The 15,065-nt window shown below is 59.4% G+C and carries 15 protein-coding genes; 8 read left to right on the forward strand and 7 right to left on the reverse strand.

What is annotated here, in order from left to right; genetic code table 11:
* Window positions 1-43: 43 nt before the first annotated feature.
* On the reverse strand, window positions 44-445 hold the full coding sequence (locus C2E19_RS14070; RefSeq protein WP_129393229.1) for a RidA family protein: 402 nt from the start codon (window positions 443-445) through the stop codon (window positions 44-46).
* 114 nt (window positions 446-559) lie between these two features.
* On the opposite strand from C2E19_RS14070, the gene C2E19_RS14075 reads away from it, so the two are divergent.
* Entirely contained in the window at window positions 560-1,453 is an 894-nt protein-coding gene (locus tag C2E19_RS14075; protein ID WP_129393232.1) for a LysR family transcriptional regulator, read from the forward strand.
* A gap of 122 nt (window positions 1,454-1,575) precedes the next feature.
* Complete coding sequence (locus tag C2E19_RS14080) at window positions 1,576-2,736, forward strand: radical SAM/SPASM domain-containing protein (RefSeq protein ID WP_129393235.1); 1,161 nt, start codon at window positions 1,576-1,578, stop codon at window positions 2,734-2,736.
* Here C2E19_RS14080 and C2E19_RS14085 read toward each other — a convergent pair.
* Window positions 2,685-3,593: a LysR substrate-binding domain-containing protein gene (locus C2E19_RS14085; RefSeq protein ID WP_129393238.1), complete on the reverse strand. Its 909-nt coding sequence runs from the start codon at window positions 3,591-3,593 to the stop codon at window positions 2,685-2,687. The two genes, C2E19_RS14080 and C2E19_RS14085, sit on opposite strands and share 52 nt — an antisense overlap.
* A 111-nt stretch (window positions 3,594-3,704) precedes the next feature.
* On the opposite strand from C2E19_RS14085, the gene C2E19_RS14090 reads away from it, so the two are divergent.
* From C2E19_RS14090 to C2E19_RS14110, 5 genes are read left to right on the forward strand one after another with little or no spacing between them, the layout of a single operon-like run.
* Window positions 3,705-4,757 carry an agmatine/peptidylarginine deiminase gene (locus tag C2E19_RS14090; protein ID WP_129393241.1) on the forward strand — a complete coding sequence of 351 codons (1,053 nt, stop codon included), beginning with the start codon at window positions 3,705-3,707 and terminating at the stop codon, window positions 4,755-4,757.
* 4 nt (window positions 4,758-4,761) lie between these two features.
* Window positions 4,762-5,670, forward strand: coding sequence for an N-carbamoylputrescine amidase (aguB, locus tag C2E19_RS14095; RefSeq protein ID WP_129393244.1), 909 nt, complete (start codon window positions 4,762-4,764; stop codon window positions 5,668-5,670).
* 1 nt (window position 5,671) lies between these two features.
* Window positions 5,672-6,775: an extracellular solute-binding protein gene (locus C2E19_RS14100; protein ID WP_129393247.1), complete on the forward strand. Its 1,104-nt coding sequence runs from the start codon at window positions 5,672-5,674 to the stop codon at window positions 6,773-6,775.
* A 50-nt stretch (window positions 6,776-6,825) separates the two neighbouring features.
* Window positions 6,826-7,947, forward strand: a complete 1,122-nt coding sequence (locus C2E19_RS14105) for an agmatine/peptidylarginine deiminase (RefSeq protein WP_129393250.1) — start codon at window positions 6,826-6,828, stop codon at window positions 7,945-7,947.
* A 50-nt stretch (window positions 7,948-7,997) separates the two neighbouring features.
* On the forward strand, window positions 7,998-9,023 hold the full coding sequence (locus C2E19_RS14110) for a GlxA family transcriptional regulator (protein ID WP_129393253.1): 1,026 nt from the start codon (window positions 7,998-8,000) through the stop codon (window positions 9,021-9,023).
* Between the two features lie 25 nt (window positions 9,024-9,048).
* Here the strand turns inward: C2E19_RS14110 and C2E19_RS14115 are convergent, their stop codons facing one another.
* The 3 genes from C2E19_RS14115 to gstA all read right to left on the reverse strand — a co-directional run bounded on the left by C2E19_RS14115 (window position 9,049) and on the right by gstA (window position 11,477).
* A complete protein-coding gene (locus C2E19_RS14115; protein WP_129393256.1) occupies window positions 9,049-10,077 on the reverse strand; it encodes an alpha/beta fold hydrolase in 1,029 nt (342 codons plus the stop codon).
* A 249-nt stretch (window positions 10,078-10,326) separates the two neighbouring features.
* Window positions 10,327-10,707: a RidA family protein gene (locus C2E19_RS14120; protein ID WP_129393259.1), complete on the reverse strand. Its 381-nt coding sequence runs from the start codon at window positions 10,705-10,707 to the stop codon at window positions 10,327-10,329.
* 158 nt (window positions 10,708-10,865) lie between these two features.
* Window positions 10,866-11,477, reverse strand: a complete 612-nt coding sequence (gene gstA, locus C2E19_RS14125; protein ID WP_129393262.1) for a glutathione transferase GstA — start codon at window positions 11,475-11,477, stop codon at window positions 10,866-10,868.
* 110 nt (window positions 11,478-11,587) lie between these two features.
* Between gstA and C2E19_RS14130 the strand changes: the two genes are divergently transcribed.
* Window positions 11,588-12,496: a transcriptional regulator GcvA gene (locus tag C2E19_RS14130; protein ID WP_129393265.1), complete on the forward strand. Its 909-nt coding sequence runs from the start codon at window positions 11,588-11,590 to the stop codon at window positions 12,494-12,496.
* Window positions 12,497-12,640: 144 nt separating this feature from the next.
* Here the strand turns inward: C2E19_RS14130 and C2E19_RS14135 are convergent, their stop codons facing one another.
* A complete protein-coding gene (locus C2E19_RS14135) occupies window positions 12,641-12,850 on the reverse strand; it encodes a hypothetical protein (protein WP_129393268.1) in 210 nt (69 codons plus the stop codon).
* Window positions 12,851-12,952: 102 nt separating this feature from the next.
* Complete coding sequence (locus C2E19_RS14140; RefSeq protein ID WP_129393272.1) at window positions 12,953-14,812, reverse strand: ABC transporter ATP-binding protein; 1,860 nt, start codon at window positions 14,810-14,812, stop codon at window positions 12,953-12,955.
* Window positions 14,813-15,065: the final 253 nt, after the last annotated feature.

Here is a 15,065-nt window from a genome sequence, read left to right on the forward strand (position 1 = left end):
CAGTCTGAAGACTGGCGACCCATGCTGCAAATCGATCTGACGATCAGGCTGCTTCGGGCAGCCTGGCAATCACCTTGATCTCGAAATCAAATCCATACAGCCAGGTCACGCCAACCGCCGTCACGGTCGGATGCGGCGCGTCGCCCCAGAACTCTGTCAGCACAACATTCCAGATCGTCTCGAACTTCGTCTGCGGATCGACAATGAACACCGTGACGTCGACCACGTCGTCGAAGCTGCAACCGGCCTCGTCGAGAATCGCATTGAGGTTGTGGAACGCCTGGCGCACCTGGTTCTGCAGATCCGCTTCAGGCTTGCCGTCTTCACCGCTGCCAACTTGCCCCGAGACAAACAGAAAACCGTTCGAGCGAAGCGCCGGGGAGTAGCGGTTGCGCTCGTAAAGCGTGCGGCGTGCCGGTGGAAAAACAACATCGCGCTGCGTCATGGGGTGTCTCCTGCAGTTGAGTGGTGACGCCACTTTAGGTATTTGCAGGGCAGCGATAAACGCGCAAGCTTGGCCTTCACTGTTTGTGAATCCCAAACAATCAAGGGGCGAATCTTGGACCGTTTCGATGCAATGCAGGCTTTCGCGCGGGTGGTCGAGGCGGGGAGTTTCACCAAGGCGGCAGAAACCCTGCACATGAGCAAAACCACGGTGACGCAACTGGTTCAGCAGTTGGAGGCACGCTTGCGAGTCAAGCTGCTCAATCGCACCACGCGCAAGGTCAACGTCACCGCTGATGGCGCTGCTTACTACGAGCGCGTGATCAAATTGCTGGCCGACATGGAAGACGCTGAAACCAGCCTGCCCGGCGTCTCGGCAGTGCCCTCCGGCCGATTGCGGGTCGATGTACCGAGTCCTTTCGCCCGGCACATTCTGATGCCGGCGCTGCCTGACTTTCACCGACGCTACCCCGACATCCAGATCGACATGGGCGTCAGCGATCGCATGGTCGACATCATCGATGAGAACGTCGATTGCGTGGTGCGCGGCGGTGAGCTGCTCGATCAATCGCTGATGGCGCGGCGGATCGCAGATCTGCGATTGGGCGTATTCGCCGCACCCGCGTATCTGGCTCGCGAAGGCACGCCCAGGCACCCAAGGGAGCTGGAAGATTCCCGGCATCGGGTGGTCGGTTTTCTCTGGGCGCGCACCGGCAAACCGCTGCCGTATGCCTTGCACAACGCCGATGAACATCTACAAATCAAGGGGCGGCATGTGTTGGCGGTCGATGACGGCAATGCCTATCTGGCTGCCGGACTCGCCGGAATGGGCGTGCTCTGGTTACCGACGTATATGTCCGATGCCCACGTTGCCCGAGGTGAACTGGTGCCCTTGTTCGAAGACTGGCAACTCGAACCCATGCCGCTCTACGTGGCGTATCCGCCAAACCGGCATGTCAGCCTGAAGTTGCGGGTATTCATCGACTGGGTTGTGGCCTTGATGGCGTAGGCAAGTTGGTGCACTTATTGCTTGCGTAGGGGTAAATGTCGTCAAAAAACCAACACGAGCGGCAGTCCGAAAGTTTGCAGTGATGAGATGCAAAGCTTTCGACTCATGGAGCAACACCCAGAATGAATATGTACATCGATATCGTTGGCGCCTGCAATCTGAGCTGCCCTTCATGCCCGATGGGTAACTCGGAAAACCTCAACTTCAAAAAAGCCATGCAACTCGACATGTTCAAGCAGATCGTCGAGAAAGCCCAAACTGAAGGCGTCAAGGCGATCTATCTGTACAACTGGACCGAGCCTCTGGTTCATCCAAAAATTGGCGAATTCATCGAAGTCATCAATGCCGCCGGTATGGGCAGCGGTATCAGCACCAACCTCAATCTTGCCAAGAACATGGAAAAAGCCTTGTTGGCCGAACCGGGTTACTTCCGTATTTCGCTGTCAGGCTTTTATCAGGAAACCTACAAGAAGGGCCATGTAGGCGGTGATATCGAAGTTGTAAAACAGAACATGATTGCGCTGCACGAGATCAAGCAGCGCTTGGGTTTGAGTACCCGGGTCGACGTCTACTATCACCGCTACCTCGATAACATCGAAGAGGAAGCGCTGATGCGTGAATTCAGCGAGCGCCTCGGCTTCAAGTTCACTACCGGGTATTCGGTGATGATGCCGCTGGAGAAAACGCTGGCCATTATCGACCGCGATCCTTCAGTTACCGATAGCGATTACGAAACCCTGAAAAGACTCGCGCTGCCGCCCTACGACGATATTGTCAATGTAGCCCAGCAGCATCATCAGCAAGATTGCCTGCTCAAGGATGACTGGCTGGTGATCGACTGCAATGGCAATACGATTTTGTGCTGCACGATCTTCAATCAGAACGAATATCAGGTCGGCAAGTACCTCGACATGCCGGTGGCGGAACTGATGCAGCGCAAAAACACGCAGAAAAACTGCGTCGACATGTGCAGCCGCTGCGCGAAAAAGGGCATGCATGTCTACTCGATGTTCCCCAACCAAGGGGTACTGGAGCGACACGCGGTCAGTCGCATCATTGATTTCGAGAATCTCGCCAGCATGGGACTTCCGGTGGACAGCGAGATGCTGGGACGTGCTGGCGAAGTCAGTGCGGAAAATTTCGATGAGGCCCAGTATCTGCAATTGAACGAAGACGTCAGGCGCGCAGTGTCTACCGGTGAATTGAAGAATGGCTATCAGCACTATGTGCTTTATGGCCGCTTGGAAGGAAGACTCGGCGCCGGTGTTTTCTCGGTGATCTGATCAGCGCTGAGATTGGCTGACAACCAGGCGATAAAGCTTTTCGCCAGCGGGTCATGCTCACTGTCGCGATGGGTCAACAAGGCCCAGTTCGGTCCGCGAATGGTGTCCTCGACCAGCGCTTGCAACAAGCCGTCAGCTTGCGCCTGACGGCTGAGCAACTGACTGACCAGAGCGATGCCAAGCCCCGCACAGGCGGCGTCGAGCAGCAATCCCGGATCGGAAAAGTTTAGCCCCTGATCCTGCTGGCCGACGTCGATCCCGGCCTCCACAGCCCAATGACTCCAGTCCATTTCCCGCTCACCATGCAACGTGGTGCGTCCGGCTGCTGGCTGGGTCAACAGGCTCGGATGGCAGGCGGGATAGAGGCGGTCGGCGTGCAGCACCTTGAAACTGCATTCGGCCTGCGAGCTGATGTCGTCGCGCACCGCGATGTCGATGGTTTGCGTGGCCATGTCCGGCACCTCATCAGTGCTGTAGATCCACAGATCGACCTCTGGATGCTGCGCGCGGAAATCCGCCAGACGCGGCAGCAACCAATGTCGGGCGAAGGCTGGCGTGGTGTTGAGCACCAATTGATTGGGTTTCTGATATTGCCCCAGGCGACGAATGCCGACCGACAATTGCTGCAGCATCGCCTGCGTGGTGCTGAGCAAATCGTGGCCGGCATCGGTGAGCGCGACGCTACGTCCGCTACGGAAAAACAGCGGCTGTTCCAGATACGCCTCAAGGCTGCGGATCTGCTGGCTGATCGCTGATTGAGTGAGGCTCAGCTCTTCAGCCGCCTTGTGAAAACTGCCAAGTCGGGCAGCCGCTTCAAAGCCGCGCAGCGAGCTGAGCGGTGGCCAGTGCTTGAGCATATCGATAAGTTCCTCTAATCAGTTATCCGCAAAATCCATCGTTTGTTTGCCTGTTTGCGCCTCCGTAGCATTGGCGTCGTGAACACATTGGCTTAACTAACGAGGCATATCATGCAGCACAACGACAATAAAAACAGCGCCTGGATGATGCCGGCAGAATGGGTCACGCATGCCGCGACGTGGATGGTCTGGCCGCACAACAAGGCTTTGTGGGAGTCAGGTTGGGGCGTGACGATGGCGCAGGTGCAGGAAGATTTCGCCCGTGTGGCCAACGCCATCGCCCGGTTCGAACCGGTGAGACTGGTGGTCGATCCTTCGGCCATCGCCAGCGCGAAAGCACTGTGCGGCGCCAACATTGAATTGATTCCGTTGACGGTGAACGACAGCTGGTGCCGCGACTCCGGCCCGACGTTTGTCTGCCACCCGCAACAAGGGCTGGCTGGCGTGAGCTGGCGCTTCAATGCGTGGGGTGGCAAGTCGGCCCACGATCTCGACGAAAGCCTGGCGCGGCGTGCGCTTAATCATCTCGGCCTGGAATGTTTCGGCACACCGCTGAGCAACGAGGGCGGGGCGATTCACGTTGACGGCGAAGGCACGTTGATCACCACCGAATCGGTGCTGCTCAACCCGAACCGCAACCCGGGCATGAGCAAGGCCGAGATGGAAGAGGTCTTCAGCCGTTTGCTCGGCGTGAAGAAGACCATTTGGCTGCCGGGCGATCCGGATTACGTCACCGGCGACATGACTGACGGCCACGTCGATGGCGTCTGCGCATTTGCCCGCCCCGGCGTTTTATTGGTGGATGCGACTCACGAGCAATCGTCGGTGTACGCCGAAGTGGCGCGGGAAAACCGTCGAGCGCTGGAACTCGCCACCGATGCACAGGGGCGCAAATTCGAGCTGATCGAACTGTTCGAAGCCAGCGACGCGGTCGACACCGAGGCCGAAGTATTCTGCGCCTCGTATACCAATTTCTACATCGCCAACGGCGCGATCATCATGCCGGCGTATGGCATCGAGGCCGACGACGTTGCAGCCAAGGTATTGGCGCAAGCCTTCCCCGGACGCGAAGTGGTGCCGGTGCGCATCAATCATCTGGCGCATGGCGGCGGCGGGGTGCATTGCATTACCCAGCAGCAGCCAGCCTGGCCGGTGAAGGGTTGAAATCATGACAACGCTGACCATCGCTACCACCCAGATGCCGTGCACTTGGGATCTGCCGGGCAACCTCGATCGTGCCGAACAACTCGTCCGCGATGCGGCGCAGCAGGGCGCGCAAGTGATCCTGTTGCAGGAGCTGTTCGCCACGCCGTATTTCTGCATCGAACAAAGCCATAAACACATGACCCTGGCCGAAGAATATCGCGACAGCCGCGTGCTCGAACGCTTCGCCGCGCTGGCCCGCGAGTTGGGCGTGGTGTTGCCGCTGAGCTGGTTCGAGAAGGCCGGCAACGCCTACTTCAATTCGCTGGCCGTGGCCGATGCCGACGGGCGCTTGTTGGGGGTGTATCGCAAGACTCACATCCCCAATGCCATCGGCTATCAGGAGAAGGAATATTTCAGCCCCGGCGATAGCGGTTTCAAAGTCTGGGACACGGCATTTGGCCGTCTCGGCGTGGGTATTTGTTGGGATCAGTGGTTCCCCGAGACCGCGCGCTGCCTGGCGTTGATGGGCGCCGAAGTGCTGCTGTATCCAACCGCCATCGGCTCGGAACCGGGCTGCGCGGCGCTGGATTCACGCGATCACTGGCAGATGACTATGCGCGGTCATGCGGCGGCGAATCTGTTGCCGGTGGTGGCCTCGAACCGCGTCGGGCGTGAGGTGGCGACCACCGATCCCGCGCTGCAAATGAGCTTCTACGGTTCATCGTTCATCAGCGATCACAAAGGCCAGTTGCTCGCCACAGCCGACCGCGACAGCACTGGCGTGCTCCTGCAAAGCTTCGATCTGGCGGCGATGCGCGAAGAACGTTTGAGCTGGGGCATCTACCGCGATCGCCGTCCGGAAATGTACGGCGCACTGCTCAGCCAGGACGGCCGTCACCTTCATGCACGCTGGAATACTCAAGGGGTCTGACATGGTTATGAACCACAAGCGGTTGCTCGGCGCGATGGGCCTGGCACTGATCTGCGTTATCCCGTCATTGCATGCCGAGGACAAAACCCTGCGCCTGTACAACTGGGCCGATTATTTTGCCGAAGACACCCTGAGCCGCTTCACTGCGGAAACCGGGATCAAGGTGCTCTACGACGTCATGGATGGCAGCGAAACCCTTGAAGCGAAGATGCTCTCCGGCGGCAGCGGCTATGACCTGATCTTCCCCGGCGACACCGTGGCCGAACGGCTGATGCGCGCCGGCAGCCTGATGCCACTGGACCAGGCGAAGTTGACTGAAACAGCGGACATCGAACCCGGGTTACAGAAACTGCGCAGCCATTACGAGCACTCCAACAAAGCCACGGTGCCTTACACCTGGGGCACCATCGGCCTGACTTACAACGAAGAACAGATCAAAAAGCGCATGGCTGAAGCACCGGTTAACAGCCTGGACATGCTGTTCAAGCCGGAGCTGGCGGCGAAATTCGCCGACTGCGGGATCTCGATGATCGACTCGCCGGACGAAGTGCTGGCGGTGGTGCTCAATTATCTCGGTCGTGATCCGCGCAGCGCAAAACCTGCGGATCTGGCGGCGGCGAGTGATTTGCTGATGAAGCTGCGGCCGTACATCCGCAAGTTCCAGTCGCAACCGGTGACCGATCTGGTCAACGGCAACCTGTGCCTTTCGCTCGGCTACAGCGGCGACATGACCCAGGCGCAACGCACCTCCGACAGCGCCGGCAAACACACGCGCTTCGAATATCGCGTGCCGCGTGAAGGCACCACGGTATGGATGGACACCATGGCCATTGCGGTCGACGCCAAACACCCGGAATACGCCTACGCGTTCATCAACTTCGTCATGCGCCCGCAGAACATGGCGGCGATCAGCAATTTCACCGGTTACCCGACCTCCAACGCCAAGGCGCGGGCAAGTGTCGATGCGAGCATGCGTGACAACCCCGACATCTACCTCGACGAGGCAACCTATGCTCGATTGATCCCGGGCAAGGATATTCCCCAGGCGGACATGCGCGCACGCATGCGCACCTGGACCAAGTTCAAGACTGCCACTGGCAAATGATCCACGGCCGGCGTCAGTGCCGGCCTTCACTGATTCACGGGAAAACCAACATGACGACTCGTCGCGATTTCATCAAACAGGCCTCGGTGGTCGCTGGCGTCAGCGCTGCGTTCATGGGCCTCGGCCTGTCTCCGGGCAAAGTGCTTGCCGCCGCACCAGGGCGCTGGTTCATGCCCGACGAGGGCGACAAACATGAACGCGCCTACATTGCCTTCGGCGCGCAGGATGCAATCTGGGAAGATTTCACCAAAGACGTGCAAGAAGCCCTCGGCCGCATCGCCCGCGCCATCGCCCGTTTCGAACCGGTCACGGTGTTCTGCCGCAAGAACGAGCGCAGCCTCGCCGAAGAATTCTGTGGCAGCAAAAACATCACCTACGTTACCGCCGGGCTCGACGACATCTGGATGCGCGATATCGGTGCCAATTTCGTCATCGACGACGAGGGCGGATTGGGCGCCGTCGATTTCAATTTCAATGGTTGGGGCAATAAGCAGCAGCACAGCAAGGATGCGCAAATCGCCGCGCTGGTCGCCGACGACGCGCAAGCCACTTATATCCGTACCGAGTTGGTCGGTGAGGGCGGCGCCATTGAAGTCGATGGCCACGGCACCGGGATCATGACCGAAAGCAGCTGGATCAACAGCAACCGTAATCCCGACTGGAGCAAGGCTGACGTTGAAGCTGAACTGAAAGAGCGCCTCGGCCTGCGCAAAATCATCTGGCTGCCGGGGATCAAGAACAAGGACATCACCGACGCCCATGTCGATTTCTACGCGCGCTTCATCAAACCCGGTGTGGTGATTGCCAACCTCGACACCGACCCTGAATCCTACGATCACAAGGTCACTTTGGCACACCTGGAAATCCTCAAGAACGCCACCGATGCCGATGGCCGCAAATTGCAAGTCCACACGATTTCGCCGCCACTGAATCCACGCAAGAGCAAGTTCAACAAGAACAACCCGGACTTCGCCGCCGGTTACATCAACTACTTCGTGATCAACGGCGCGATCATCGCCCCGCAGTTCGGCGATAAAGCCGCCGACCAGAAGGCCTTTGACCTGTTGTCGCAGCTGTACCCGGATCGTGAAATCGTCCAGCTCGACATCGATGCGGTTGCTGCCGGTGGCGGCGGGATTCACTGTGTAACCAGCCATCAGCCGCAGGCGTGATTGACTCTGGCGCGGATCAAGCCAACTATCGGTGGATAACAACATCATCGATGGACCTGAACTTGATCGAACGACGTCAATTCAGCGGAGGCATGAAAGGCAAAAACCTCCGCTATCTGAATGAGCAATCTGCTGACAGCACGCGCGTGACTCGCACCGGTTTCTTGCTGCTCGAACACTTTTCACTGCCGGCCTTCACCCAGGCACTGGATACGGTGGTCACCACCAACCTGTTGCGGCCGGGGCTGTTTTCTTCACGCACGTTCGGCTTGGGAGATGGCGAGGTGATCAGTGATCTGGGCCTGGTGATCCGGCCTGATGCGCGTATTGATTCAGCCGCGTTGCAGGAACTGGATCTGCTGGTGGTGTGCGGCGGTTACCGCACTGAGCTGCGCGCCAGTGACGAGTTCATTCATTTGCTCAGGGTTGCCGCAGAGCGCGGTATCAGCCTCGCCGGATTGTGGAACGGCTCGTGGTTTCTCGGGCGTGCCGGTTTGCTTGATGGCTATCGTTGCGCGATTCACCCGGAACATCGTCCGGCGCTGACCGAAATCGCCAAGAACACCCACGTCAGCAGCGAACCCTACGTGATTGATCGCGACCGGCTCACGGCCTCGAGTCCGTCCGGGGCTTTCCACATGGCGCTGGACTGGATCAAAAGCCTGCACGGCAAAGCGCTGGTCGAGGGCATCGAAGACATTCTGGCTTTCGAAGAGTCGCGCTACCGGCGGATCAAACCGGATGAAAACATCTGCGTCAGTGCGCCGCTGCGAGAAGTGGTGAAACTGATGGACGCCAATCTGGAAGAGCCGCTGGAGCTGGAACAATTGGCGGTGTACGCCGGGCGCTCGCGCCGGCAGTTGGAGCGTCTGTTCAAGGAACAATTGGGCACCACGCCACAGCGTTACTACCTGGAACTGCGGATTACCGAAGCGCGGCGCCTGCTGCAACACACCGAGCTGTCGCAAGTGGAAGTGCTGGTGGCATGCGGTTTCGTTTCGCCGAGCCATTTCAGCAAATGCTACAGCGCGTATTTCGGCTATCGGCCGTCGAAAGAAAAACGTCTGGTCAAATAGCACCAGCCGTTTTCTTCAGGTTTGCTCAGAGGTGATCAGCATCGATCAGCGCTTTGGCAAACGCCTGCGGGTCTTCCTGCGGCAGGTTGTGGCCGATGCCACCGTTGATCAAACGGAACTGATACTTGCCGCTGAAGCGTTTGGCGTAATCCTCCGGCGCCGGGTGCGGGGCACCGTTGGCGTCGCCTTCAAGGGTGATGGTTGGCACGCTGATCGACGGCGCGGTGGCGAGTTTCTGTTCCAGCGCAGCGTAGCGCGCTTCGCCCTGCACCAGACCCAGACGCCAGCGGTAGTTGAACACGGTGATGGCGACGTGATCGGGGTTCTCCAGCGCTTTGGCACTGCGCTCGAAGGTGGCGTCGTCAAACTTCCACTGCGGCGAGGCGGTCTGCCAGATCAGCTTGGCGAAATCGTGAGTATTCTTCTCGTAACCGGCGCGCCCACGCTCGGTGGCAAAGTAGAACTGATACCACCACTGTAATTCCGCCTTGGGTGGCAGCGGGTTTTGCCCGGCCGCCTGATTGCCGATCAGGTAACCGCTGACCGACACCAGCGCCTTCACGCGTTCCGGCCACAGCGCCGAGACGATGTCCGCCGAACGCGCGCCCCAGTCATAGCCGCCGAGCACTGCTTGCTTGATCTTCAGCGCATCCATGAAGTCGATAACGTCGCTGGCCAGTGCCGCTGGCTGGCCGTTACGCAGGGTGTCTTTGGCGAGGAATTGCGTATCGCCATAACCGCGCGCATATGGCATCAACACCCGATAGCCCTTGGCCGCGAGCAATGGTGCGACTTCGTCATAGCTGTGAATGTCGTAGGGCCAGCCGTGCAGCAGGATCACCACCGGGCCATCGGCCGGACCGGTTTCGGCGTAGGCCACGTCGAGCACCCCGGCTTGCACATGCTTGAGTGGGCCAAAAGGCGAGGGCGCGGAGTAACTGACAGCGGCAGGTTCAGCCGTTTGCGCTTGAGCGGTGGCAAGCGTGCCGGACAACGCCAACGCCAGAATCGACAAACCAAATGCGCTTGTGCGGGTGAGCAGGGCCTTCTTCATGCTGACGTCTCCTGTGCGAGCCTGTTGGCCAAGGGTGCTGAATGAACCCCTGAAACCTTGAGTGCATTGGAGCGTGCAGACGTATCCGGTCTGTGTCGAAGAAGGCTGCAGTTGCAAGTCGCTGTATCGCCAGCAGCTTCGTACACACTGCGATACACAACCCTGAGTGGGAGCGAGCCTGCTCGCGAAAGCGTCGGCACATTTAATTTCAATGCGCGCAGATCAAACGCCATCGCGAGCAGTCCGGAATCAGGCCTTGGCCGCCATCGCCGTAACTTCCACGCGCATCCCTGCAACCGCCAGCGACGCCACGCCCACCGCCGCACGCACCGGCCACGGTTTGGCGAAGAAGCGTTGGTAGACTTCGTTGAACGCGGCGCGGTCAGCCATGTCGGTGAGGTAGATGGTCAGGTGCATGACGCGATCCATCGAACTGCCGGCGCGTTCCAGTGCGACTTTCAGCGCTTGCAGCGTGCATTCGCTCTGCTCGGTGATGCCACCCAGTTCCAGGCTGCCATCGGCGCGGGTCGGGATCTGGGTGGAAACCATGATGCCGTTGAACGTGGTGACGTCAGAGGAAATCGAATCGGCGTCCGGATCGGGGGTGAAGATGATGTCTTGATTGGCCATGGGGTTCTCTTGTTTGAGCGAGTGAAGATCGCGCCAGTTTACAGATTCGTTGTCGACATGGCCCGTTCGGGCGATCGGCACCTGCGGATAACCAGCGGCAAACGTCGGCACGGCTGGACACGAAAGATCATCACGCCGGACTCAGCCTGCCTCGCTGATCAGACTGGTTGCGTCGCCGCTTCTGCGGCGATGGCGGCCAGCACGCAGGGACGCGCGCCGATGCGGCGCATGTACGCACCGAGGGCTGGCCAGTCGGCGATGTCGATGTTGAAGGTCGGCAGCCATCTGAGCACGGTAAACAGATAGGTATCGGCGACACTGAAGTCGCCGATCAGCCACTCCTGATTGGCGATTGTTTGGTTCAGATAGTCCAGGCGCTTGCACAGCTTGCCTTTGAAGATGGCCTTGACCGCTTCGGGAATGTCCGCGCTGAACAGCGGCGCGCTGCCGCCATGGATTTCCGTGCTGATGAAATTCAGCTGTTCCTGCAAGCGCGTGCGCGCCCAGGTTGCAGGTGCGGGCGCCAGTCGATGGCCCGGTACGAGGTCGACAAGGTATTGCAGGATCGCCGGGCCTTCCGTCAGCACTTCAGCGTTATCCAGCACCAGCGCGGCGACATAACCCTTGGGATTTATCTCGAGAAAATCACGGCCGTCGGCAGTGCGCTTGGTCTGGTTATTGACGCGAATCAGTTCGAAAGGCAGACCCAATTCTCGCAGTACGATGTGCGGGGAGAGCGAACAGGTCATCGGGGCGAAGTACAGTTTCATGGCATTTTCCTGACGGTGAAAGGGCGTCAGAATCGACTTTCAACAAGGCTTTCGCAAAGGGCATTTTGGGTGATAGCGTATGACAAAATCTCATGGGTGTGAATTGTCATATGGTCGCCAGACTTCCCTCGCTAAACGGCTTGCGAGCTTTCGAATGCGCCGCGCGCCACATGAGTTTTACCCAGGCGGGCGCGGAGTTGAATGTCACGCAAACCGCTATCAGTCATCAGATTCGCAGGCTTGAAGAAGAACTTGGCGTTGTCCTGTTTCTGCGGCGCAAGGACGGCCTGACGCTGAGCGAAGCAGGGCAAGAGTATCTGCCCGGTGTGCGCGCGGCGTTTCAGGAACTGCGCTACTCGACGCAAAGACTGCTCGAATCAGGCAGCCACAGCGTGTTGACCATCAGCACCTTGGTCTCGCTGGCGTCGAAGTGGTTGCTGCCGCGTTTGCCGGCCTTCCAGCAGGCATTTGCCGATATCGATGTGCGGGTCAGTGCTTCGACCGAACTGGTGGATTTTCGCCACGGTGGTATCGATGCGGCGATCCGTTATGGACGCGGCGACTGGAAGGGTTTGCGCGCGGACTGGCTGATGTCCGACGAAATTTTTCCGGTGTGCAGCCCGGCGTTGCTTGCCGGAACGCAGGCCTTGCGGACGCCGGCCGATCTGGCCGGACAGACGATGCTGCAGGTCAGCGGCATGACCGCCAACGACTGGAGCACTTGGCTGGGTGCTGCCGGTCAGCCGCAAGCATTGGCCAAAGGTTCACGGTTGACCTTTGACCTGGCGATGATGGCGGTGCAGGCGGCGATTGACGGGCAGGGCGTGTGCATCGGGCGCTCAAGTTATGTCGACGATGACTTGCGCGCGGGGCGGCTGGTGGCGCCCTTTGATCTGCGCCTGAAAGATGATCTGGGCTTCTATCTGGTCACGCCGCATGAAACGGCTGATTCGAAAAAGATCGTCGCTTTCCGAACCTGGCTGTTGGCGCTGCTGCAAAAAGAAGCCTCCTTTGTATAAACGTGTATCCATCCCGTGCGCGTACACATGCGCATAAAAAACCCCAGGCTGGCGACACATTCCGCTGACATGCCGCATTCAGAGTAAAGCCCTCCACACCACTACGTTTGAGAGGGCAACACCATCAAGCCGTAAGCGCAAGGCTCAATGCAGGGTCGCGGCCCTGCGGCTCTCGCCAATGCGGATTCGGTCGAGCGCCCGGTTCAAGGCGTCGAGGGCATCGAGCAGGGCTTTGGCTTCCGCTTCGCGACCCTCGCCCCAAAGGCGCTCGGCCATTTTATTCAGGGCCTGGATCGAGCGCTCGATGTCGGCGGCGCTGGCGGCTGGTTGGCTAACGGGCGGTTTTTTCGGCATACGAGGATCATCCTGCATTGATCGCTTTGGCCCGTTTGGCGGGCCGCTGGCTCTGAGTGACAAGGACCGCGCGACGGCGAGCGACGGTCCTTGGGCACGCGTTTACGCCTGATCCAGCGCCGCGCTCACGCCCTGATCCTCACCCAGAAATCCACCACTCTGATGCTGCCAGAGTCGCGCGTAGATGCCGTTTTTTTCCAGCAGTTCGGCGTGAGTGCCTTGTTCGACGATGCGCCCCTCATCCATGACGATAAGCCGATCCATCGCGGCAATTGTCGACAGCCGATGAGCGATGGCGATGACGGTCTTGCCCTTCATCATCTCATCGAGGCTTTCCTGGATCGCCACTTCGACTTCCGAATCCAGAGCGCTTGTCGCTTCGTCAAGCAACAGGATCGGCGCGTTCTTGAGCATCACCCGAGCGATGGCGATGCGTTGGCGCTGGCCGCCCGACAGCTTGATGCCGCGCTCGCCGACCAGCGTGTCGTAGCCGTTGTGACCTTGTTTGTCGCTCAATTGGCTGATGAAACCGTCGGCCTGAGCATTGGCTGCGGCGCGATGGATTTGCGCGTCGGTTGCGTCCGGCCGGCCATAGGCGATGTTGTCGCGAATCGAGCGGTGCAGCAGGGACGTATCCTGAGTGACCATGCCAATCGTGCTGCGCAGGCTGTCTTGTGTCACCTTCGCGATGTTTTGCCCGTCGATGCGAATCTCGCCGCTTTCTACGTCATAGAAGCGCAGCAGCAGGTTGATCAGCGTCGATTTGCCCGCGCCGGAGCGGCCCACCAGACCGATTTTCTCACCCGGACGAATATTCAGGCTCAAGCTGTCGAGCACCTGGCGTTCACCGTTGTAGTTGAAACTGACGTTGTCGAAACTCACCGCGCCGCCCGAGGGCACCAGCGTGGTGGCGTTCGGCGCGTCCTGCACCTTGGGGCCACGGGTGAGGGTGGCCATGCCGTCTTGAACGGTGCCGATGTTTTCGAACAGCGAGGTCATTTGCCACATGATCCAGTGCGACATGCCGTTGATGCGCAACGCCATGGCGGTAATCGCCGCGACGGCGCCCGTGCCGACTTCGCCCTGGTGCCACAGCCACAACGCATAGCCGCCGGCGCCCATGATCAACGCGACCACCAGTGCCTGATTGACGATCTCGAACTGGCTGACCAGACGCATCTGGCGAAAACCGGTCTGCTTGAAGTCCTCCATCGCCGCACGCGCGAAATGCGCTTCACGTTTGGAGTGGGAGAACAGTTTCACCGTGGTGATGTTGGTATAAGCGTCGGAAATCCGCCCGGTCATCGACGAGCGCGCATGCGCCTGTTCCTGCCCGACCTCACCCAGGCGCGGGACAAAGTACAGCATCGCTACTGCGAACAATGCGACCCAGATAATGAAAGGCAGCATCAGTTTCAGCGCGAAACCGCCGGCCAAGGCAATGATGGCGATGAAATAAACGCCGATGCCGGGGAGGATTTCGATCAGGGTAAACAGCACTTCGCGCACCGCCAATGCGGTCTGCATGACCTTGGTCGTGACCCGCCCGGAAAACTCGTCGGAGAAGAATGAAAGGCTTTGGCGCAACATCAGTCGGTGGAAATCCCAGCGCAGGCGCAGCGGCAAATTGATCGCCAATATCTGGTGCTGGACCATGGTTCGCAGCGCCACCAGGCCAATGCTGGTGAGCAACACGATGCCGATCCCCCAAAGCACTCGGGTTTCCTGGCCATTCGCCTCGCCGCCGGCCTGCCATGTCGACAGCAGATCGACGACCTGGCCGAGAAATGAAAACAGCCACGCTTCATAGATCGACACGCTGGCGCTGAGCAGCGCCAGCACCAGCACATAACCGCGCGCACCGCGCATGCAGGCCCACAGAAACCGCATCAGACCGACTGGCGGAGGCGGCGCCTCGTCGGGCGGGAATGGGTCGAGCCGTTGTTCAAACACGCGAAGCATTGTGGTCTCCGAAATGATCAGGATGAGGGGATTCTGCCATTTATCGGCGGCTTTGGCTGTGGATGCTGTCAAGCGCGAACACGCGTGGCACGGCAGGATGGAGCCGGCGGCGGGCTTTAACGTCGCGCCGTCGGCAAAGTGCAGGGTTATTCCAATGTACAGATCCAGCGGTGTTTGTGCCGGTACGGCGCCCGTGTGAAAGCTACATCGGCAACCAAGGTCATGCCGCGCTCTTGCAGCGCTTCGGTCAATT

Origin of the sequence: Pseudomonas sp. DTU12.3, assembly GCF_004124275.1 — a bacterium.
GTDB lineage: Bacteria > Pseudomonadota > Gammaproteobacteria > Pseudomonadales > Pseudomonadaceae > Aquipseudomonas > Aquipseudomonas helmanticensis.